At 31.0% G+C, this 21,375-nt stretch carries 19 protein-coding genes, 2 tRNA genes and 1 pseudogene; 7 read left to right on the forward strand and 15 right to left on the reverse strand.

Going from position 1 to position 21,375, the window contains the following annotated elements; all coding sequences use genetic code 11:
* Positions 1-6: 6 nt before the first annotated feature.
* From H3S73_RS04570 to H3S73_RS04590, 5 genes are all read left to right on the forward strand, one after another.
* Positions 7-1,068, forward strand: a complete 1,062-nt coding sequence (locus H3S73_RS04570; protein WP_198235957.1) for a T6SS immunity protein Tli4 family protein — start codon at positions 7-9, stop codon at positions 1,066-1,068.
* A complete protein-coding gene (locus H3S73_RS04575) occupies positions 1,065-2,192 on the forward strand; it encodes a T6SS immunity protein Tli4 family protein (RefSeq protein ID WP_198235958.1) in 1,128 nt (375 codons plus the stop codon). Before H3S73_RS04570 ends, H3S73_RS04575 begins: the two co-directional genes overlap by 4 nt.
* A complete protein-coding gene (locus H3S73_RS04580; RefSeq protein ID WP_198235959.1) occupies positions 2,189-3,316 on the forward strand; it encodes a T6SS immunity protein Tli4 family protein in 1,128 nt (375 codons plus the stop codon). The genes H3S73_RS04575 and H3S73_RS04580 overlap by 4 nt, the downstream gene beginning before the upstream one ends.
* Positions 3,313-4,434 carry a T6SS immunity protein Tli4 family protein gene (locus H3S73_RS04585; RefSeq protein WP_198235960.1) on the forward strand — a complete coding sequence of 374 codons (1,122 nt, stop codon included), beginning with the start codon at positions 3,313-3,315 and terminating at the stop codon, positions 4,432-4,434. The genes H3S73_RS04580 and H3S73_RS04585 overlap by 4 nt, the downstream gene beginning before the upstream one ends.
* A gap of 1,203 nt (positions 4,435-5,637) precedes the next feature.
* The gene (locus tag H3S73_RS04590; protein ID WP_198235961.1) at positions 5,638-6,555 is read left to right on the forward strand and encodes a helix-turn-helix transcriptional regulator; all 918 of its coding nucleotides are present in this window, start codon (positions 5,638-5,640) and stop codon (positions 6,553-6,555) included.
* Between the two features lie 517 nt (positions 6,556-7,072).
* On the opposite strand, the gene H3S73_RS04595 is transcribed toward H3S73_RS04590, so the two are convergent.
* From H3S73_RS04595 to H3S73_RS04605, 3 genes are all read right to left on the reverse strand, one after another.
* Entirely contained in the window at positions 7,073-7,264 is a 192-nt protein-coding gene (locus tag H3S73_RS04595) for a phosphopantetheine-binding protein (protein ID WP_198235962.1), read from the reverse strand.
* Positions 7,265-7,293: 29 nt separating this feature from the next.
* Positions 7,294-8,649 carry a salicylate synthase gene (locus tag H3S73_RS04600; protein WP_198235963.1) on the reverse strand — a complete coding sequence of 452 codons (1,356 nt, stop codon included), beginning with the start codon at positions 8,647-8,649 and terminating at the stop codon, positions 7,294-7,296.
* Between the two features lie 69 nt (positions 8,650-8,718).
* Positions 8,719-8,946 carry a hypothetical protein gene (locus H3S73_RS04605; RefSeq protein WP_198235964.1) on the reverse strand — a complete coding sequence of 76 codons (228 nt, stop codon included), beginning with the start codon at positions 8,944-8,946 and terminating at the stop codon, positions 8,719-8,721.
* Between the two features lie 330 nt (positions 8,947-9,276).
* Between H3S73_RS04605 and H3S73_RS04610 the strand changes: the two genes are divergently transcribed.
* Both H3S73_RS04610 and H3S73_RS04615 read left to right on the forward strand, forming a co-directional pair.
* Entirely contained in the window at positions 9,277-9,720 is a 444-nt protein-coding gene (locus H3S73_RS04610) for a hypothetical protein (protein ID WP_198235965.1), read from the forward strand.
* A 422-nt stretch (positions 9,721-10,142) separates the two neighbouring features.
* Positions 10,143-10,664: an Imm15 family immunity protein gene (locus H3S73_RS04615; protein ID WP_198227983.1), complete on the forward strand. Its 522-nt coding sequence runs from the start codon at positions 10,143-10,145 to the stop codon at positions 10,662-10,664.
* 644 nt (positions 10,665-11,308) lie between these two features.
* Here the strand turns inward: H3S73_RS04615 and H3S73_RS04620 are convergent.
* The 12 genes and pseudogenes from H3S73_RS04620 to sbcB form a co-directional block, all read right to left on the reverse strand.
* Positions 11,309-11,384 (reverse strand) — tRNA-Gly (locus tag H3S73_RS04620).
* Positions 11,385-11,401: 17 nt separating this feature from the next.
* A tRNA-Leu gene (locus H3S73_RS04625) sits at positions 11,402-11,489 on the reverse strand.
* Positions 11,490-11,712: 223 nt separating this feature from the next.
* Positions 11,713-12,267 carry a CDP-diacylglycerol--glycerol-3-phosphate 3-phosphatidyltransferase gene (gene pgsA / locus H3S73_RS04630; RefSeq protein ID WP_039126723.1) on the reverse strand — a complete coding sequence of 185 codons (555 nt, stop codon included), beginning with the start codon at positions 12,265-12,267 and terminating at the stop codon, positions 11,713-11,715.
* A 109-nt stretch (positions 12,268-12,376) separates the two neighbouring features.
* Entirely contained in the window at positions 12,377-14,212 is a 1,836-nt protein-coding gene (gene uvrC / locus H3S73_RS04635) for an excinuclease ABC subunit UvrC (protein ID WP_198227966.1), read from the reverse strand.
* A 1-nt stretch (position 14,213) separates the two neighbouring features.
* On the reverse strand, positions 14,214-14,891 hold the full coding sequence (gene artM / locus H3S73_RS04640; protein ID WP_198235966.1) for an arginine ABC transporter permease ArtM: 678 nt from the start codon (positions 14,889-14,891) through the stop codon (positions 14,214-14,216).
* Between the two features lie 9 nt (positions 14,892-14,900).
* Positions 14,901-15,632, reverse strand: coding sequence for an arginine ABC transporter permease ArtQ (artQ, locus tag H3S73_RS04645; protein WP_198228132.1), 732 nt, complete (start codon positions 15,630-15,632; stop codon positions 14,901-14,903).
* 133 nt (positions 15,633-15,765) lie between these two features.
* Positions 15,766-16,500 (reverse strand): transporter substrate-binding domain-containing protein, encoded by a 735-nt coding sequence (locus tag H3S73_RS04650; RefSeq protein WP_198235967.1) that lies wholly within the window; start codon positions 16,498-16,500, stop codon positions 15,766-15,768.
* A gap of 21 nt (positions 16,501-16,521) precedes the next feature.
* On the reverse strand, positions 16,522-17,250 hold the full coding sequence (gene artP / locus H3S73_RS04655; RefSeq protein ID WP_065737096.1) for an arginine ABC transporter ATP-binding protein ArtP: 729 nt from the start codon (positions 17,248-17,250) through the stop codon (positions 16,522-16,524).
* 155 nt (positions 17,251-17,405) lie between these two features.
* Positions 17,406-18,035: pseudogene (locus H3S73_RS04660) on the reverse strand (ElyC/SanA/YdcF family protein); the annotation flags it as partial.
* Position 18,036: 1 nt separating this feature from the next.
* A complete protein-coding gene (locus H3S73_RS04665) occupies positions 18,037-18,726 on the reverse strand; it encodes a CidB/LrgB family autolysis modulator (protein WP_039126739.1) in 690 nt (229 codons plus the stop codon).
* Positions 18,723-19,178 (reverse strand): CidA/LrgA family protein, encoded by a 456-nt coding sequence (locus H3S73_RS04670; protein ID WP_086327554.1) that lies wholly within the window; start codon positions 19,176-19,178, stop codon positions 18,723-18,725. The genes H3S73_RS04665 and H3S73_RS04670 overlap by 4 nt, the downstream gene beginning before the upstream one ends.
* A gap of 103 nt (positions 19,179-19,281) precedes the next feature.
* Positions 19,282-20,715 (reverse strand): exodeoxyribonuclease I, encoded by a 1,434-nt coding sequence (sbcB, locus tag H3S73_RS04675; RefSeq protein ID WP_198235969.1) that lies wholly within the window; start codon positions 20,713-20,715, stop codon positions 19,282-19,284.
* Positions 20,716-21,375 lie beyond the last annotated feature (660 nt).

The raw sequence follows: 21,375 nt of genomic DNA on the forward strand, positions 1-21,375 counted from the left end.
GGAACTATGAAAAAAATAATTTCTACTTTTATTTTTCTGAATTTTAGTTTTTGTACGCACGCAGTAAGTTTAAATTATAAAACCGAATGCATTGGTTCATATTCTATTGATCTACCCGATAATATCGAGGTTGCATTGTATCCTACCAATGAATATTTTAAACCTAAAACTAGATATCCAATATATTTTTCAGATGGTAAGTGGGCTATTTTATCAACTTTCAATTATAATCATAATAACTTGTCAATTACTGCGAATTGGACTGATACTGAATTTATTAACGTTAAAAAAAAGATGCAGAATTCTATTCAAAAAGTTAAGAAAGAAAACCCTGAAATTTTAGCAGAATTATGGAATAAAAAAGATAATTTTGGCTTTTATGCTACAGTCGCTTCTCGTGTAATTTTTGCTGAAAATAATAAAATTTATTCTTTCTATTCTGATGAACATTATCAAGGTAAAAAAAGAGATTTTGATTTTTATGAACAAAACGCTAAAGCAATTATAAATGGTTTTTCAACACGCAACTTATTTGAAGTACCGCAAATGGCGGGAAAATGCTTTCCTTACAGTTTTGTGGCAGGTGATGATTCAAGTACCCCTATTAATCTTACAGTCTCATTTCGTTTAAATGAACATCCCGATATTGTAATTTCTTTTACAGAAAATACTCGTTCATTTACCAATTCATTGAATAATCATGCCAAAGATGAATTTAATGACTTTTGGAACAATAATTATGATATTAATAATTACAATATAGAAAATATAAAATTATTAGGTTTTCCAAAATATAAAAAAATTAGAATGGATGGTCGGCAAGGCGTAGCAGGATTGGTTGAGATAAAATATCAAGATAAGTCACCATCTGATTATGGATATTATAGTGTGGTTGATGACGATTCAAGAAATACAGAAAGTAGTAAGAAAAATCACCCATGGTTAATATTATCAGTAATCGGTAATCAGAGCGAATCCAAAGGCAAAACTCCGCTGACGAAAGATGAGATATATGAACTAGCAAAAAAAATTGAAGCCTCAATTAAACGAAGAGCAACAGAGCAATGATTGATCATTTAAAAGGATTAGGAAATTTGTCTTCTTCGAAATTGATTAGAAGTGATATAACAAGATTTATACTATTCACAACCTGTATGGTTATCAGCAGTATTACGCAGGCAGCTGATTTAACATTTAAAACAGAATGCATGGGATCTTATACGATTGATCTACCCGATAATATTGAGGTTGCTCTTTATCCGGTTGAGCGTTATTTACAGCCAGGTTCAAAGTTTCCAAATTATTTTTTAGATGGCAAATGGGCTATTCTTTCTATTTTTGAATATAACAACAATAGAATATATATTACCGATGGTCATATTAACAAAAAAGGAATGAAAAAAGCTGTTGACAAATTAATCAATGATGCTGATGGTAGATTGAAAACTAATTTTCAATATAAAATTAATAATATTAACGATAATGATAAATTAATTGGTTATTATAGTGATTATGTTAGCAATCTATCTTTTATAGCCCATGAGCGAATTTATACATTCTATTCAAATGAAAATCATCAAGGAGAGGAAAAAGATTTTGCATTTTACAAACAAAATGCCGAATCGATTATCAATAATTTTAGAACTCGAGAACTGTTTGAAGTGCCTAAAGAAGCCGGGAAATGTATACCCTATGGTTTTGTTGCTGGTAATGATAAAACGATGCCAATTAATATGACGGTCTCTTTCCGTTTAAATGAACATCCCGATATTGTAATTTCATTTTCAGAGAGTACTTGGTCATTTACTAATTCATTGAGTTTTACCAGCAAAGATGAAATCAATCTGTTTTGGAATACGAATTATGATATTAATAATGATAACATTAAAAATATCAAATTATTAGGGTTTCCGTTTAAGTATCGAGATATTAAGATGGATGGACGAAAAGGATTAGCAAGCTTCGTGGAAATACGTTATAAAGATAAAGCTCCGTCTGATTACGGTTACTATAGTATTGTCGAATATGATCCAGTAATTAAACAAAGTTCAAAAAATTACCCATGGTTAATTATGTCAGTAATCGGCAAACAGAGCGAATCCAAAGGTAAAACTCCGCTAACGAAAGATGAGATATATGAACTAGCAAAAAAAATTGAAGCCTCAATTAAACGAAGAGCAACAGAGCAATGATTGATCATTTAAAAGGATTAGGAAATTTGGCTTCTTTGAAATTAATTAGAAGTGATATAACAAAATTTATACTATTCACAACCTGTATGGCTATCAGCAGTATTACGCAGGCTGCTGATTTAACATTTAAAACCGAATGTATTGGATCTTATTCTATTGATCTTCCAGATAATATAGAAATCGCTCTTTTTCCCATTGAGCGTTATTTACAACCTAGATCAGATTATCCAAACTATTTTTTAGATGGTAAATGGGCTATTCTTTCTACGTTTAATTATAATAATAATAATATAGATATTGCTGATGGTAAATTTAACAAAAAAATTCTACAAAACATTGTTAATCAATTAAATAGCGATTATGATGAACGATTGAAATCTAAACGTCAGTATGAAATTAAAAATATAAATAATAACAATAAATTAATTGGTTATTATAGTGATTATGCTAGTAATCTAGCTTTAATAGCCAATGAACGAATTTATACATTCTATTCGAATGAACGTTACCAAGGTGAGGAAAAAGATTTTACATTTTACAAACAAAATGCCGAATCCATTATCAATAATTTTAGAACTCGAGAACTGTTTGAAGTGCCTAAAGGAGCAGGAAAATGTATACCCTATGGTTTTGTTGCTGGTAATGATAAAACGGTGCCAATTAATATGACGGTCTCTTTTCGCTTAAATGAACATCCCGATATTGTAATCTCATTTTCAGAGAGTACTTGGTCATTTACTAATTCATTAAGCTTTAGCAGCAAAGATGAAATCAATCTGTTTTGGAATACAAATTATGATATTAATAATGATAACATTAAAAATATCAAATTATTAGGTTTTCCCTTTAAGTATCGAGATATTAAGATGGATGGACGAAAAGGATTAGCAAGCTTCGTGGAAATACGTTATAAAGATAACGCTCCGTCTGATTACGGTTACTATAGTATTGTCGAATATGATCCAGTAGTTAAACAAAGTTCAAAAAATTACCCATGGTTAATTATGTCAGTCATCGGCAAACAGAGCGAATCCAAAGGCAAAACTCCGCTGACGAAAGATGAGATATATGAACTAGCAAAAAAAATTGAAGCCTCAATTAAACGAAGAGCAACAGAACAATGATTGATCATTTAAAAGGATTAGGAAATTTGGCTTCTTTGAAATTAATTAGAAGTGATATAACAAGATTTATACTATTCACAACCTGTATGGCTATCAGTAGTATTACGCAGGCAGATGATTTGTCGTTTAAAACCGAATGCATTGGTTCATATTCTATTGATCTACCCGATAATATCGAGGTTGCATTATTCCCTACCAATAAGTTTCTGGAACCTAAAACAAGATTTCCAGTCTACTTTTCTGATGGTAAGTGGGCTATTTTATCAACTTTTAATTATAATCATAATAACTTGTCAATTACTGCGAATTGGACTGATACTGAATTAGTTAAAGTAAAAAAAATGATGCAGACTACTAATCAAAAAATAAAAAAAGATAACCCTGAAGATTTAGTAGAATTGTGGAATAAAAAAGATAATTTTGGCTTTTATGCAAAAGCTGCTTCGCGTGTAACTTTTACTGAAAATAATAAAATTTATTCTTTTTATTCAGATGAACACTATCAAGGTAAAAAAAGAGATTTTGATTTTTATAAACAAAACGCTACAGCTATTATAAATGGTTTTTCAACACGTAATTTATTTGAAGTACCGCAAATAGCGGGAAAATGCCTTCCCTACAGTTTTGTTGCAGGTGATGATTCAAGTACCCCCATTAATCTTACAGTCTCATTTCGTTTAAATGAACATCCCGATATAGTAATTTCTTTTACAGAAAATACTCGTTCATTTACCAATTCATTGAATAATGATGCCAAAGATGAATTTAATGACTTTTGGAACAATAATTATGATATTAATAATTACAATATTAAAAATATAAAATTATTAGGGTTTCCAAAGTATAAAAAAATTAGAATGGATGGTCGGCAAGGTATAGCAGGATTGGTTGAGATAAAATATCAGGATAAGTCACCATCTGATTATGGATATTATAGTGTGGTTGATGACGATTCAAGAAATACAGAAAGTAGTAAAAAAAATCACCCATGGTTAATTATGTCAGTCATCGGTAAACAGAGCGAATCCAAAGGCAAAACTCCGCTGACGAAAGATGAGATATATGAACTAGCAAAAAAAATTGAAGCCTCAATTAAACGAAGAGCAACAGAGCAATGATGATTTAGTTAATGTTTAGGTTTATTTGAATTTATAAATAGAGGTTTTTAAAGATTAAGTATTCTTAATAAATAGTATTTCAATTTACAAAAGCTGAATACTTAAAACTATAAATTAGTTAATGCATTATGATTAAAAATAGCTTATAAAGTAGAAGCTAAAATGTAACTACCAATATTAATTAGAATTTTAAATGAAATTTATAAGAAGTTTATATCAAGATTTTAAGTGAAAATTATATATCTAGTAAACTAGTAAAACGATAAATTGAAAGTGTTATAACTTAAAGAATATAAAACGTTTTGAATTATTCAATTAAAAGTGTTCTAACAAAGGAATTTTTCAAAACAGGGATTATTATAATAAAAAAGATAGCACTAATTGTCTTAATGTGAGTAACAATGTTTATAAAAATACCCATTTAACAGCAAATTAAAAAGCTTTATTAATATAAAAGATTTTTTAACCACCTATAGTTTATACAGATTTTTAAAAGAGTAACATAATAATACTTATAAATAGATTAATAATTATCAATGATATTATGTAAAGAGTTTCAAATATTTCTTATTAATAACAAAAATAGCAATGATAGCCATTAAAGCGCTAAAGAATGCGGCAAGATAGTTAAAATATTCTGCTAGTGTCATAGAGAGAAGAACCAATAATTTCAGAAAGTAGCAAAGTACTTTGAAATACGGCGTAATCAGTAGCTGTTTGTTTGCTTTGTTTAGCATAAATCATGGTAAAGGTATAGATACTAACCACGGTAATTAATATCGATAATAAAAACTGCATAGGTAGTAGCTAACTTTAACGATAACCTATTTTATCCAGCCAATAATTTTCCACTAAAGGTGCTCATAGAAACTTAACCATCAATGTATTCTTGCTAGGGGAATTATTGCAATTACAGCCAGTGATATGCCTGCATCAAGCAATAAAATAGGATGAGCATCAAACGCTAAAACAACAGGAATGTCTTGAATAATATAGAGTTTGTAAATTATAAATAGAAAATAAGGTCGGCGATTATTGCTAGTATTTTGGTTATTAATAAAGCATTTCTATAAATCTTTTATTTTTTAATAAATCTATAAAAAAGGGCATTTACTGCTAAAAAAATTATATGAAATAGTAGCTTTATTTTATTGTAAATGCAAATGACATTTGTTATCGTTTATGGATTATGAAGGAGCATATATGCATTCAGATGAAATATTAAGAAATTATAGATCTGAAAATCATATCGATGGTTCTAGCTATATAGAGCTTCAGCCTGGCTTATCTGTGAGTGTGGTAACAGCAGAACATTTAAATGCAGTAGATGTTTGTAAAAAATTTTCTAGCTGTAATAATTATTTATGTTTTAATTGCCAATTACAGGGTAAATTACATATGCAAATTAAAGATCGACACTTTCGCACTCATAAAGGTGACTTGATCTTTGGTTTTACTGGTGGTGAAAGCTTTTGCTTACAGCATTCTGATGATTTTTGTAATGTGGAAGTCATGGTAATGCCAAAATTATTAGAAGTATTGCTAGGCGATATTGATTTTCAATTTTCATGTTTAGATCATAATATGAATTTTTTTTTACACCATCATAAATTAAAAGCTAATAATAATGTGCTATCTTCAGCAAGGCAACTGTACCATTTAATACAAAACACCGATTGTAAAGTTACTAATAGATTATTGTTGTATGCTTATGTTTTAGAATATTTAAATTGGTATTTTCACTCTTTTAATAGTTGTCTTGGAAAACAAGAATTTACCCAAAGAGAATATAAACAAATCAATGTTGCACATGATTATTTGTTAAAAGATTTAAGTAGTCCTCCAACAATTGATTGGTTGGCAAAAAAAGTAGGAATGAATCAAAATAAGTTAAAAAAAGGCTTTAAAAAGGTATTTGGTAAAAGTATTTATGCCTATTTTTTAGCCGAGCGTATGAATAAAGCTAAGCAGTTATTAGTGACTAATAGCGTAACTGAAACAGCGATTATAATGGGTTATAGCAATATTAGCCATTTTAGCTCCGCTTTTCGTAAGCAGTTTGGGGTATTACCAAAAGAAGTACGCCGACAAAATGCTTATACAATTAATAAATGTGAATAGTTCAGCTACTATTGACTTTATTTGATGTTTGTTTATCGATTATTGACTAAATAAACATTGCATTTCAATAGTGCCTGTTAGTAATTTATTTTTTTGTGATGATCGTTGTCAAATGCTCTGCACGAGTTAAACCGACAATTGTTTGTTCAGCCATAGTGACAGAATAGATACTTTCTAACCATCTATTTTTTGATTTATTACTGTTTTCAAACACGGTTACAGTTTTTACTAAAATACTTTTATTAAAAATTAACTCTAAGGTGACAGGGTAACCTTTAGCCAGTAAAATACTTAGTCAATTAATCGCTGATAGTCTAGAACCGCCTACGTAAAAAAAACATCATTTTAAAGTTCTCTATTACCGTCACGACCAATCCAATAAACATATTGAACATCGGTTAAAGAAAATGGTCATTTGTAACTCTATCCATCACAGTGAGTGAACTTGTAATAAAGATAATCTTACTAAAAGTCTTTAATAATAATGTTTACCATTGCTGTAAGGTTGAATATTCTATCAGTTCAGCAAAGGTGATATTATAGCCACAGATTTACGCCATTGACTAACCAAATGCATAATATGTAATGAGTCGAGTCCACTTTCAATGAGGTTATCCGTGTCTTTAATTTCACCTGTTACATGTGGTAATAATTTCTTTATTTGATCATAAATTTCGTCATAACTAATATCCGTTACTGATAGAGACATAATTATGGCTCCATCCCTGCCACTGATTATTATCCTCTAACCACTAAATAGCGTGATATACAACTAAGCTTTTCGATGGTTTCTTCTAGTTCTCGTTCAGGTGATGATTGATCAATAATGCCAGCACCTGCTTGCAACCAAACTTGTCCGTTTTGTTGATAAAGACTTCGTAATACAAGAGCTGCATCTAAACTACCATTGCTATCAACAATCATTACGCTACCACTATAAGCCCCGCGTTTGTTTGCCTCATGATGTCGAATGGCGGCTAAAGCTTCACGTTTGGGTATACCAGATGCAGTTACAGCAGGAAAGAGTGATTTAAAAGCATGCCAAGCAGTTAAATTAGGTTTTAATTTACCTGTAACACGTGACGCTAGATGTTGTACTGTGCCACGTTTGGAAACTGTCATAAATTGTGGAATAACAACGGTGTGTTTTTCGCAAACACGTTCTAATTCTTCAAAAGCAAGTTTTACAGATACGGCATGTTCGGCAATTTCTTTAGTATCATTAATTAACTCGTCATAAAGTTTTGCTGACTGTTCTGGATCATCTTGTTTTAAGGCTCTAGTGCCAGCTAAAGGTTGGGTGCTTACTATGCGTTCTTTATTAACTTCTAATACTGTTTCTGGGCTAAAACCAATTAGTTTTAGATCATTAAAATTAAGTACAAAAGAGCGAGCAGGGGTATTATGTTTGCGACCAAGTTGATAGCTGGCCACAAGATCAATATCAGCCGGAATCGGAACTCTTCGGGATAAAATAATCTTTTGGTATTGACCTGCTTTAATTTCATTAACTGCGATTGCTACTTTTTCTTTATAAAGTTCAGCATTAGTTGAACGAATGATCGCTTCGTTTTCTTTGAACGTATTATTAATTTTTGGAACGGTATGATTAAGTTGATCTAACTTTGTTACAACAGTATGCAGTTGTTGTAAGCCTTCCTCAGTTATACTTCTAAGTAATGCTTGGTTATGAGTAAATCTAACTTCTTGGCTAGGAATAAATAGCTGTAATAATGTTTCATCATTATTACTTATATAATCTGGATCGTGGAAGATATGAGCTAATTCAAATTTACTAGCACCATAAGCACGCCAATCGGCAATGGATAAAGAAGCTAATGCCGCATTAATATTGTCTATAATCTCAGCTTGGTCCCAATACTGTTGTTGTTGGTTATAACAAATGATCGCTTTGTCCGCAGACACAGTAAGTTGTGCAATATTACCTAAACCAACTGACCATTCACCATTATGCTCATAGACCGCATATTGTTCATTTAGTTTATTGTTAATCAAAGCAACAGCAAGATCTAATGGCTGATTATTAATGCTAATTAATTGTTCAAAATAAGTTTGTTGTTGGTTATTTTTCATTTATTGTTCACCTATAATAGATAAGCAGCGTTTGTCAATTTTTCCTACAGAGGTTAATGGCCATTTAGTCTAGTGTTCTAATTGATCAGGCAATTTGTAAAAAACTATACCTTGTTGTTCAAGAAAATTTCTAACATCACTTAAAGTTATTTGTTTATTAGAGGAAATAATGAAAGCACAATTAATCTCTTCTAACCGACTATCTTTAACGGGTACTACGGCATAGTTTTCGATAGAAAGGGGCTCAATAAGCTTTTGTTCTTCTATACTCCAAGTTGCTGTTTCAGAATTTGTCATTGCATTAACCTTTTTTAGTAAGTCATAATTTAATTAAACTTCCATTTGATTATGCTAATTAATATATTTATAAATAAGAATGATTATCATTCATAAGTTAAACGTTTAATTTAAAAACTTCTCCCCTTATCGGTTAAAAATAACCCTATCAGATTTATTTTTTTAGAATTTTTCTAATTTTTATAGTTAACTATTTATTTTTTAACAAATAAAAAATCATGAGATGATTTAATAAATAAGAAATTTTTTTCAACAGGATAATGTTGAAAAGTTATTGCGCTAAACTTTAATTGAGAGTTAAAAAAAATTTATAAAATTTAGGGTGTTTAAATGTCAAAAATAAGTGAATTATGGAATAAAGGACAATTACCAACTAAAGACGGTGTTTATCTTGCAAATGGAGAATCGTTTTCTTTTTTTGCAAACTTCTACCCTAATATTTTTATAAAAAAAGGAGAGTCATTTAATCTTGTTGATTTTTTATATCAAAATCCTGACGATATAACAAATATAGATATTTTTAAGAAAGTTGAAATACAGATAGGAGGAACATGCTTGTTGGGTGAGGGAAGTTTTGGTTCAGAAGGGTTTATTGCCTATATAGCAGCTGATGAAAAGCTAAATTGGGTGAAATATTTTGAAAAATCTAATCCTTTTATAAATGCGATCGAATTATCAGGTCAATTGCTTGAGGTAGAATCTAGCGCTAATTATAAAGTAATCTTAGATTTAGAAAATCCTGTTAATATTAAATCGTCATATAATAATGAGTAAATTACCTATTAAAATATATAAATTTCAATGTATTATTTGAGGCTTAACACTTAACAGTATTATTAACCTTTTCGGGTGAAATATCTAAATAAAGACGGCTTACCCTACCATAATAATTTCTATTACGACCTCTTAATGGTATGCTGAAAAAATTGACGGATGAAGCTTGTAGACTTGTCTAAGTGTACTCATATCTGCTATCGAGTAAACCGATACAGGAAATTGAACCTATCTCGATCCAATAAAATCTGAGGTATTAAAAAAACAATAGTTAGACGGAGAAATAGGGCAGCAATACAATACTTTTAAGTATCATGAACCTGATATAGATCGCTTTACTCAGCCAAATACAATAGGTTTGAATTCTCTAAAAAACATTAAAATGTCTTAAATAAAAAAGCTGGTATACGGAATAATTAAACATGAATAAATTTGATAAAGAAATGCAATTCCTTATAAAAAAAGAAGGTCTAGACGATTTTTCAGTCTTTTTTTCTGATTACGAAACTTTTGAGGAAATTCCATTATTTTCAAGGTTCAAACATATTTCATTTTTATCATCTCTTTCATTTAATGAAAAAAATAAGATTTTGATAAAAAAATGTCTTGAATTAATCAATACATGTAAATTGAAAGTTAAAGATTATATTGACGATAAAAATATAAATAACTATTTTATCTGTGTGAGTTTAACTGATTGGGAAGATTATGAGGAGATAAATTGTTTAACTCCAAATATATACATATCTAGAAAGAAAAATTGGTTATTGTCGCTCTTAAAACTGAAACATTCTCAAACTATAGAAGAAAACCTCATAAGAGAATATCTATTTTCAATTAAAGAATTTGATTATACAGTACTCATTTCAAAAGATTTTGAAGCATATAAAAGAGTGTATATTGTACATAAATCTATTATTAATGAAGATATAGAATTAAATTAGAAATCCAATAAATAAAATCAAATTTGTAATCCAATAATAAAAAGAAATTTTGCATTTGAAGAGTTAGAACAAAATAGAGATATGATTGAAAGCGAAATTGATTATTTAGTTAATTAAAAATAATTTTATGATTTCAACTAAAAATACAGCAACAACTATAATTATATATCTTAATGGAGATGTTAAAACAAGCTGACCTATATTGAACAACTGGGATTAACTGGTTGTAATATAAAACCAGTAAAAAATTTGAAGATGACTTTATTCGATACAAAGGTCTCTTTGAAAATTACTTAGGCGAAAATGACCAAAATAGTAAATAATGCGGAAACTGAACTTTTAAAGGATATTGTCATGTTGCAAAGCGGTCGGAAGATTTAGGTTTATCATGTTTCACTAAGGCATCAGATAAAGCCATGGACAATCTCCTCAAACAACAAAACAGAAAAAAGGAGATTCTAATTATAAGGAGATAGAACTAAAAAACAGTAAAAAATGCAATGTATCGTTGGATGTACCATTTACGAGTGGATTATAATACAACTCAGTACTCTTTAATGGAGTACAAAACAAGGCTTACTGACTGATTTTAAAATAAAAAAAGTCGATAAATATTTGATTATAAAAGACTATGAAACGTGAATTGGAGCGGGAAACGAGGTTCGAACTCGCGACCTCAACCTTGGCAAGGTTGCGCTCTACCAACTGAGCTATTCCCGCAAAAGAAGTGTTTTAAATGGTGCCCGGGGCGAGACTTGAACTCGCACGGCCAAAAAGGCCGAGGGATTTTAAATCCCTTGTGTCTACCGATTTCACCACCCGGGCTCAAAACTAATTATCAAAAAGTAATTCGCTTTGGATGCTGTGCATTTTACCTATCTCAGTTTTTCAGTCAATAGAAATTTTAAATAAATCGATTGATTGCTTAATGTTTAACTTGATAATGGCTTAAAGATATTCTTTTGCTGACTTAAAGTAGATTTGTGTAATTTTATTGAGTCAAAGTTAAACAATAAAATTACACTTTTAAAATTTAGAAGAAGAGGTATTATTCTTCCTCTAAAAGATCCGTATGTGCTATCCATAAATATTGGATCATGGAAAATATGGTTAAAATTGTAGCAAGTAATAAAGTGACTAAGCCTGCATAAATAACAATGTCACAAGGACGCCAAAGTAACCAAGTTAATGCAGTCATTTGAGCAATGGTTTTGATTTTGCCAATGGACGACACGGCAACATTACTACGTTTGCCAATTTCAGCCATCCATTCACGTAAAGCGGAGATTATAATTTCACGTGAGACAATTATTATTGCTGGAACAGAGATCCACCATGCTTGGTAATATTGAGTAATTAATACTAGTGCAATTGTCACCATAATTTTATCAGCAACTGGATCCAAAAAAGCCCCAAACTTAGTAGTTTGTCCTAAACGGCGAGCAAGATAGCCATCAAAAATATCCGTTATTGCTGCGATTAAAAAAATTAACGCTGAAAAAAAACCAGACCATTCGTGGGGTAGAAGATAAAATGCTAACACCAAAAAAGGAATTAGAATAACTCGAAATAGGGTTAAAAATGTTGGTAGGTTGATTTTCATGTGAAATAAGCTCTTTTTTTTATCTTATTAATCAAAGTATTAGTGATAATAAAAAAATAGTGTTCTTTTAACACTTATGTTGCCTGAAATGTGTTATTTTTTCAATGCGTTATTGTTGTAAATTTAGATAAATTTTTTCAGCTAACGGTTTAGAAATACCTTGTACTTGGGCTATTTCATCAATACTGGCATTTTTTAACTCTCTTAATCCACCAAAATGATTTAAAAGTGCTTTTCGTCTTTTTGCGCCCACGCCATCAATATGTTCTAATGCACTATCCGTAAGTTGTTTTGTCCCTTTTTTACGTTGCCCTACAATAGCATGATCATGAGACGCATTACGTATTTGTTGAATAAGCAATAGAGCAGGGGAGCGATCATCAAGATAATGACCTGTCCCATGTGCTTCAAAAAATAGTGTTTCTAGACCTTCTTTTCTTTCTGCACCTTTTGCCACACCGATTAAAATTGGATGATTTTTATTCCAATTTACATCTAATTGTTCAAATACTTGTAATGCTTGGTTAAGTTGCCCTTTACCACCATCAATGAAGATAATATCAGGAACTTTTTCATCAGGTAGATCTTTTTTATTGTAACGACGTGTCAATACTTGATCCATCGCAGCATAATCATCACCTGGAGTTATGCCCGTTATATTATAGCGACGAAATTCAGATTTGACTGGACCATTTTCATCAAATACCACACAAGACGCTATTGTATTTTTACCCATAAAGTGACTGATATCAAAGCATTCCATACGATTAATTTTATCAATCCCTAAAAATGCCTTAAGTGCATCATAGCGTTGTTTTATGGTTGAATTTTCTAATAACTTATTTTTGACTGCTGTTTGTGCATTAACAGTAGCAATATTAAGTAATTTTAGATTATCGCCTTTAGGTTCATCAACTAATTTAACTTGATGCTCTGCAATGATAGATAAAGTTTCTTCCATTGCTTGTTTATCTGATAATGAAAAATTTAATAAAATCTTTTGAGGAATATTTCTATTTTGATTACCTTGCAGATAAAATTGACCTAAAAAGGTTTCAATAACTTCTTCGAGCTCAGTATTTGATGGCACTTTAGGAAAGTAGGAGCGGTGACCAAAAGTTTGCCCATTGCGGATAAACAAAACATAAATACAAGCTAAGCCCGACTCATAATGGAATCCAATGACATCAAGATTATCATTATTATTATATATAGCTTGTTTTTCATTAATATGTTTTATGGCTTGTAACTGATCACGTAATGCTGCGGCTTTTTCAAAGTTAAGCTCGCTACTTGCTTTATGCATATCTTCAGTTATTTTTTGGATAATCTGCTCTGATCGTCCAGACAAAAATAATCTAACATAATTAACTTGTTCATTATAATCTTCATCGCTAACTAATCCTGGTACGCATGGACCTAAACAACGTTTAATTTGGTATTGCAAACATGGACGAGTACGATTGCGATAAGTACTATCCAAACATTGTCTAATCGGAAAGGTTTTTTGTAGTAGGGCTAAAATCTGTTTAACTGCATATCCACTTGGATAAGGACCAAAAAACTCATCTTTTTTTCGATTAATTGCGCCACGATAAAGTGATAACTGTGGATGACGTTCTTTACTAAGCTTTATAAATGGATAGCTCTTATCATCTTTTAATAATACATTATAACGAGGCTGATATTTTTTGATGTAAGTCTGTTCAAGTAGTAAAGCTTCAGTTTCGGTGTTGGTAATAGTAAATTCAACATGATGAATATGGCTGACTAGCCTATCTGTTTTAAGCGTTTTTTTACTACTGTTGAAATAGCTTTTTAATCGGTTATTGAGATCTTTGGCTTTTCCCACATAAATAATGGTCTGTTTATCATTGAACATTTGATAAATACCTGGTTTATGTGGGACTGTTTTTAAAAATGATGCTGAATCGAATTGGCTCATATTAGTTTTCAAAAGTGAGGGCTTTTTTCTCTATTAACCTCATAATGGTGCTTAAAAGCCCATTTATCAAGAGGTAGACTAGCCCTGCAACCACAAAAATTGAAAAATCATAATAATCTCCATTTAATTGATTACTATATCCCATAATATCCATAACAGGAATCATTGAAGCTAAAGCCGTACCTTTTACTACAAAAACCACTTCATTAGAATAAGTCGAAAGTGCTCGTTTTAGTGCATATGGCATGACAATTTTTAATGTTTGTCTTTTATTCATACCTAAAGCCTCACATGCTTGCCATTGACCTTGTGGTACGGATTTTAAAGCGCCATAAAATATTTGCGTAGTATAGGCTGCACTATTAAGTGTTAATGCAAGATAAGCACAGAACCAAGGAGAAGAGATAATCTCATAAAATGTCGGTACTTTGTTTAAAACATCGCCAAATTGTGATGGTCCATAGTAGATTAAAAATAGCTGAACTAATAGCGGTGAACCGGTAAATATAATAATATAAGTGCGTATAATTTTAGTTATCACACTAGAATTTAGCGATAATAAGCAAGATAAAACAACAGCCAATAGACCTGCTGAAATAATGCCTAAAATACCTAAACTTAAGGTATCAGGAAGTCCTTGTAAAATGACTTTAAGATAGTAAATAAAATTATCAAACATAACGTGACCTTACAAACTATTGGCTGATTTTGGTTGTTCAAAATAGGTTGAACGCTTTTCGATTCGTGTAATAACCTTTTGACTTAAAATAGAGATAATTAAATAAATAATCATCGCAATGAAATACCATAGAAAAGGTTGATTAGTTCGAGCAATTATGGTTTTTGTTTGCATCATCAAATCATCAATAGCGATTGCCGAAACTAACGCGGTATCTTTTAATAGTATTAGCCATTGATTACTCAATCCAGGTAAGGCATGACGCCACATTTGTGGCATGATAATTCGAAAGAACGTTCGTGATTTGCTTAATCCAAGTACTTGTGCAGCTTGTTTTTGACCGTTTGAAATTGCTTTAAAAGCACCGCGTAATGTTTGAGATGCATAAACCGCATAAAGTAATGAAAGGGCAGTTACACCACATAAAAATGGATCGGGTTTTGTGTTTGCTATGTCGATTTGCAATGTAAAGGAGGTAAATCCAAGCGAAATTGCTATTCCATCATCTAATGATATCAATAACAAAGGTAGCCCTGTATAAATTGCTACCACAATTAATAATTCGGGTAGGGCGCGGATAGTCAAATTAAATAAGGACATTAACCATGCAACGGGTTTGAAAGGTGCAGATTCTAACAGTGTAAAAATAAAAGCAAATATCATGCCTACAATTAATGATACAAAAGCTAATGATAATGTGATTGACGTTGCTTGCGCTAATGGCAAGATATATCCGTCCATCGAAGATAGAATCCAGTTTGTTCCGTTGGATAGAAAGTCTGACATAAAAAAACCGTATTTAAATTAAAAAAATAAACTCGCCGCAATGTATGCGGCGAGATCATAAATCAAGTTAAGAATTAAATTTTAACGACTAGTTATTAAACCATTTTTTATAAATAGCGTCTAATTCTCCATTTGCTTTTAGCTTATCGATTGCTTGGTTAAATTTTTCACGAAGCTCATCATTACCTTTACGTAAAGCAATACCTAAACCTTCACCAAAAAATTCATGATCAGTGATTTTATCACCTAATGGTACGATTTCGGCATCTTTACCTAACCAGTCACCGGCTACGAATGAGCTTGAAACAATAGCATCAATACGTTTAGCTTTTAAATCAAGAAATGCAAATTGATAACTATCGTAACTAACCGGTTTCACATCCGGAAATTTTTCATTCAAATATTTTAAATAAGTCGTACCTTTTTGAATACCGACGCGTTTACCTTTAAGTTGATCTAAACTTGTTAGGGAGTCTTTTAATGTGATGAATTGAATTGAACTATCATCATAATAAATTTTTGTAAAATCAACTTGTTTTTGTCTTTCAGCTGTTACATCTATACCTGCAATTGCAGCATCGATTCTACGAGTTTTTAAACTGGGAATTAAACCATCAAATGATTGATTAACGATTTTGCAAGAAACTTTCATTTCGTCACAAATTTTGTTAATCATATCAATATCAAAACCGACAATTTCATTTTTATCATTAGTAAATTCAAAAGGCGCGTAAGTTGCTTCGGTACCGATGATAAGGTTTTCTGCTGCTTGTGCAACAAATGCTGTTCCCGCTAATAAAACAGCTAATAATGTTTTCTTCATATTTTCACCCAATTATATTATTTAATGTGATAAATAAGCTTTAAATTCTTTAGTTTTAGGATGAGCAAAGCATTCTAATTGCCCTTGCTCAATAATTTTACCGTGTTCCATATAAATCACTTGCGAAGCAACTTTACGAGCAAAATCAACTTCATGTGTGACAATAATTTGTGTAATCCCTGTTTGTGATAATTCATTAATGATTTCTGCTATTTGCGATGTTATAGCTGGATCTAAAGCCGCTGTTGGCTCATCAAATAATAAAATTTGAGGTTCCATCATTAATGCTCTTGCTATAGCCACACGTTGTTGTTGTCCACCTGAAAGGTGAAGAGGGTAACGGTGTGCCATATCATCTATCCGTAAACGTTTTAAAATTGACATTGCTTTGTCACTGGCTTCTTTTTTAGACATTTTTAATACTTGACAAGGAGCTTCAATTAGATTTTCAAGTACAGTTAAATGTGGCCATAAATTATAATTTTGAAAAACCATACCAACATTTTTTCGAAGCAGTCGAATTGTTGATTCACTGATTTTTTTTGAAAAATCAAAATGTGAGTCAGCAATAGTCATTTCGCCAGACGTTGGAATTTCAAGTAAATTAAATACTTTTAATAAAGAGCTCTTTCCTGCACCACTTTGACCAAGTAAAACAATAGTTTCACCAAGTGGATAACATAATGAAACATCATTTAATGCCTGATGAGAACCATAAAAGCAATTGATATGGTTTAGTTCAATATTCATTCTTCGTTTTCTTAAATTTAAATTGACTAAATATTACTTTTTTTTGCATAAAAATGCAATCTAATTTATTAGACAATCGCTTTCTGTCTATTTTTTTACTGAAACGTACCCATAACCTGAAACTTTTTTACAAAAAATCACTCATTATTAGATATGATTGGAATGACAGGACCAAGATATTTTGGTTCTTTAATAAGGATATAAAGGTCAATAAAGGCACTGACACGAGCGAACATTTCACGGATACGCACTAATTTCATACTTTTAGGCGATGGCACAGCAAAGCATTGTGCTTGGATTCCTTGTGCAATAGCTATAAAAATTGCACGTTCGCAATGAAACTCTTGAGTGATAATTGTGAAATCATTCGCATCAAAAACTTTATTAGCGCGAACAATTGAATCTAACGTTCTGAAACCTGCGTAATCAAGAACTATCGCTTTTCTAGGAATGCCAGCCTTGATTAAATCTTTTTGCATAGTGATTGGTTCATTATAGCTTAATAGAGCATTATCTCCGCTCAGTAAAAGATAATCGACTTTACCTTTCCAATAAAGGTCGATTGCTCCATCAATACGATTTCGATAAAAACCATTTAATCCGCCACCTCGAACATATTTGGATGTGCCAAGTACTACACCAACTGCACGATATGGAAGATTGTTCTCATCGTGATAGATATAAGGTGCTGTTTTATAGCTGATCCAATAGTCAAGAATAAGAATCGCCGATATTGTAATCAAGCACAAACCAATGAAACAAGCTATAAGCTTTTTTAAATTCATGCTAAAACCAATCAAAAATAAATACCATTATTGGAAATAAAAAAGGTGCTGTCAATGATGTCATAATACCACATAAAACAAGCGACAAGGAACTGTAAGCTCCTTCGTTATAATCAACCTCAATGCAACGGGCAGTTCCAACCGCATGTGAAACAGCTCCAATAGAAAGTCCTCTAGCCGAAGCCGATTTTATTTTAACAAGATTTAATATTTGATGCCCAAAAATTCCGCCTAATGTGCCGACTAATATTACACATAATGCAGCTATAGAAGGCACACCACCTTGATCGGCAGCAATGGTTACCGCAATAGCGGTAGTAACTGATTTAGGTAAAACAGATGCTGCAATGGCATTATTGCCACCCAACCAAAAAGCTATGCAAACGCCAGTTATCATTGATGCAATCGAAGCAGTAAAGGTAATAAATATGATTGATTTCCAACGTGCTTTAATTTGAGGAATAAGTTCGTATAAAGGATAGGCAAGGGCTACAACCGAATAAGGCAATAAATCATTAATAATTTGTACATTTGCTACATATTGTGCATAACTGGTTTTAGTTATTAATAAAATTGGAATTAAAACAATAACCGATATGACTAATGGATTAAATAAAGGACTATTTAATTTAAATGAAATTTTACGAATAATGAGAAACACACAAAGTGTGAGTGGTAGCATCCATATCATGGCTGCTTCTCCTGATTTTTTGATAAAATTGTTCTTTTTTGGGGCATTGTTTTTTGGAAATTTTCGGTTAGATAAGCGGTAAAAATTAACACAATGAGCGATCCACCTACACTACTAAAGATAATAGGGATCCAATTTTCTAATAAAAGTGAATAGTTATCCATTATGCCCATAGCAGCAGGAATAAAAAGAACCGTCATATAACGCATAAATAGATTACAGCTATTTTTGATCCAACAAGTTGGGATAAGCTGGAAAGCAAGTAAGAAAAATAGAAGTAACAAACCAATAATACTGCCAGGAATCATTATCGGTATTATTTTTGAGATTATATTTCCCACCCATAAACAGAGAGTTAAAATAATCAATCCTCGACCATAGCTGAACAGCGTATAATATAAAGAATAGAGTCGATGTTTTATCGTTGCATGTTTGGCTAAAAAATGTTTCATAATATTATATTATTAAATATATTAAACTTTATGATGATTATTTATATCTGCGGCTTCAATGATATAAATAAATTTGATCCTATCATACGCCCGTCAAATTCAATTATCCAACTAAATAATGACAATAGTTATAAAGTTGTTTAATTATTGTTAATTTTTCAGGTTGTTGAATATACGTTTCAGCTAATAGTTCTAGATTCAATAAATAATCTTGTATTTTGGGTATATTAAGTTTATCTCGACAATGATTGAACCAAACAGCCTGCTCTCGTTCCGTTAATGCTTGAGGATAGTTTCGAGCTTTATATCTAAAAAATAGGGTAGCTAAACGAGGATCATCAAATGTTAAAGATAGGCTATCTAATAGTTGAGTGGGTGTTGTTCGAATCGTTTCACAGCGCAATTTATCTTGATTATTCAAAAAACCTTGGTAAATTTGAGCATCAACATCTGAATTAATTGGATAATTATTATCAATATTAAACAATTCTTGCATCTTATTTTGCAGCAAATTTTGATTTTCTTGTAGTTTTTGTAGTTTAATTAAACATTGCTCTACATCAAGCCCAAATCGTTTTGCATTTTCAGGTAACAAGGTTTTTAATGGAGCAACTATAGGGCATTTATTGGTATGAATTAATTTTAAAGGAATTCGCGATTCTCCTAACTCTAGATCTTCTGTTTTTGTATACAGTTTCTCTTTGATTTGTTCAACGGACAAATCAATAAGGAGGTCAATATCACCCGCTAAATCACATATAACAGCTGCATTATTTTGTATTGGATGCCAAATTATTGGAGCAACCACTGATAAATTACCTCGATGACTACCTAGCATGCCCGATACATGAACGATAGGTGTCATATTGACAACATCAATAAGTTCAGCAACTTTGTTTTTATTACGTAATAAGAAAAAATAATTAAATAATTTGGGTTGTTTTTCTTTTACTAGTTTAGCCATAGCAATAGTTGCATAAACATCGGACATAGCATCGTGGGCATGTTCATGCTTAATATTATTTGCTTGCGTCAGATGCTCCAAACGAAAACTAGGAAGACCATTATCATTGATGGGCCAATTGATACCATCAGGTCTTAATGCATAACAAGCTCTAACAACATCAAGAAGATCCCACCTAGAATTACCGTACTGCCAACTATAGGAATAGGGATCATAAAAATTACGATATAAAATATTACGAGTGACCTCATCATCAAATCGGATATTGTTATATCCTAAAATACATGTATTAGGTTCACTAAAAGCTTGATAGATTTGTTTAGTAAATTCAGCTTCACAAATGCCGTTTTGATTGGCTTTCTGAGGAGTAATTCCAGTAATAAGTACAGCCTCAGGATTTGGCAAATAATCTTGAGCAATTTGACAATAAATAACTAAAGGATCTTCAATGATGTTAAAATCACCGTCAGTTCGAACTCCTGCAAACTGTGCTGGGCGATCTAAAGCAGGGTTTATACCAAAAGTTTCATAATCATGAAAGTAAAAAGTTGGCTGATTTAAGTCGTTTTTCATTATTCTTTTGGGCTCTTAATTATTATTTTATTTCTTGATTTTTAACTGTTTTATTGTTCATTTATTTATTTGCAATTGTGAACATACAAAATATATAGTTATGCTTTTAATTGTGTACAAAATGTAGAAAATTAAAATGATGTCTAATGATTCAAAGCAAATAGCACTATCAAATAAATCTTATCCTAGTTTTCCAGAAATTACTACTTGATGGTTCAAGTGTAAGGATATCATAAAAAGGGAGTATTGCCTTTTAATTTCGGTATAGAGCAATACTTGAGATTTAATTTTAATCCATGAATGATATTTATCATTAATTGTAATAGCTAACGATGCAATATATTTAAAAATTCTACAAATATCTGCGTTTAATAAAGTTCTCAAAAATGGTAACATCTAATTTTTAAACTTACTTTTTATATTGCGATAGACCTAGTTATGGTTGGGCTATTTCCATTTTTGTGATAGCAAAAAGCAATTATGGTCTTTATGTCGGATTTAAAGTCCAATACGTTATGATATCAAAAGGTAAATTTTATGATATTAGATATAATTAATAAACAGGATATATCATATTGTTATAGCAAATTTTATAATGTTAACATGAGATTTATTTTAACTTTTAAATGCACTACTAATTAACTAAATCTTTAAATCATG

It is taken from the genome of Gilliamella sp. B14384G12 (genome assembly GCF_016101825.1).
In the GTDB taxonomy this organism is placed as follows: domain Bacteria; phylum Pseudomonadota; class Gammaproteobacteria; order Enterobacterales; family Orbaceae; genus Gilliamella; species Gilliamella apicola_N.

Excerpts from the sequence above, each read along its gene's own strand:
- H3S73_RS04575 (WP_198235958.1), top strand. The coding sequence starts at position 1,065 with ATGATTGATCATTTAAAAGGATTAGGAAATTTGTCTTCTTCGAAATTG.
- artM (WP_198235966.1), bottom strand. The coding sequence starts at position 14,891 with ATGTTTGATAATTTTATTTACTATCTTAAAGTCATTTTACAAGGACTT.
- H3S73_RS04670 (WP_086327554.1), bottom strand. The coding sequence starts at position 19,178 with ATGAAACATTTTTTAGCCAAACATGCAACGATAAAACATCGACTCTAT.
- sbcB (WP_198235969.1), bottom strand. The coding sequence starts at position 20,715 with ATGAAAAACGACTTAAATCAGCCAACTTTTTACTTTCATGATTATGAA.
- artQ (WP_198228132.1), bottom strand. The coding sequence starts at position 15,632 with ATGGACGGATATATCTTGCCATTAGCGCAAGCAACGTCAATCACATTA.
- H3S73_RS04580 (WP_198235959.1), top strand. The coding sequence starts at position 2,189 with ATGATTGATCATTTAAAAGGATTAGGAAATTTGGCTTCTTTGAAATTA.
- H3S73_RS04600 (WP_198235963.1), bottom strand. The coding sequence starts at position 8,649 with ATGAAAAATAACCAACAACAAACTTATTTTGAACAATTAATTAGCATT.
- H3S73_RS04590 (WP_198235961.1), top strand. The coding sequence starts at position 5,638 with ATGCATTCAGATGAAATATTAAGAAATTATAGATCTGAAAATCATATC.
- H3S73_RS04650 (WP_198235967.1), bottom strand. The coding sequence starts at position 16,500 with ATGAAGAAAACATTATTAGCTGTTTTATTAGCGGGAACAGCATTTGTT.
- artP (WP_065737096.1), bottom strand. The coding sequence starts at position 17,250 with ATGAATATTGAACTAAACCATATCAATTGCTTTTATGGTTCTCATCAG.
- H3S73_RS04610 (WP_198235965.1), top strand. The coding sequence starts at position 9,277 with ATGTCAAAAATAAGTGAATTATGGAATAAAGGACAATTACCAACTAAA.
- H3S73_RS04615 (WP_198227983.1), top strand. The coding sequence starts at position 10,143 with ATGAATAAATTTGATAAAGAAATGCAATTCCTTATAAAAAAAGAAGGT.
- H3S73_RS04595 (WP_198235962.1), bottom strand. The coding sequence starts at position 7,264 with ATGTCTCTATCAGTAACGGATATTAGTTATGACGAAATTTATGATCAA.
- uvrC (WP_198227966.1), bottom strand. The coding sequence starts at position 14,212 with ATGAGCCAATTCGATTCAGCATCATTTTTAAAAACAGTCCCACATAAA.
- H3S73_RS04585 (WP_198235960.1), top strand. The coding sequence starts at position 3,313 with ATGATTGATCATTTAAAAGGATTAGGAAATTTGGCTTCTTTGAAATTA.
- pgsA (WP_039126723.1), bottom strand. The coding sequence starts at position 12,267 with ATGAAAATCAACCTACCAACATTTTTAACCCTATTTCGAGTTATTCTA.
- H3S73_RS04605 (WP_198235964.1), bottom strand. The coding sequence starts at position 8,946 with ATGACAAATTCTGAAACAGCAACTTGGAGTATAGAAGAACAAAAGCTT.
- H3S73_RS04665 (WP_039126739.1), bottom strand. The coding sequence starts at position 18,726 with ATGATATGGATGCTACCACTCACACTTTGTGTGTTTCTCATTATTCGT.
- H3S73_RS04570 (WP_198235957.1), top strand. The coding sequence starts at position 7 with ATGAAAAAAATAATTTCTACTTTTATTTTTCTGAATTTTAGTTTTTGT.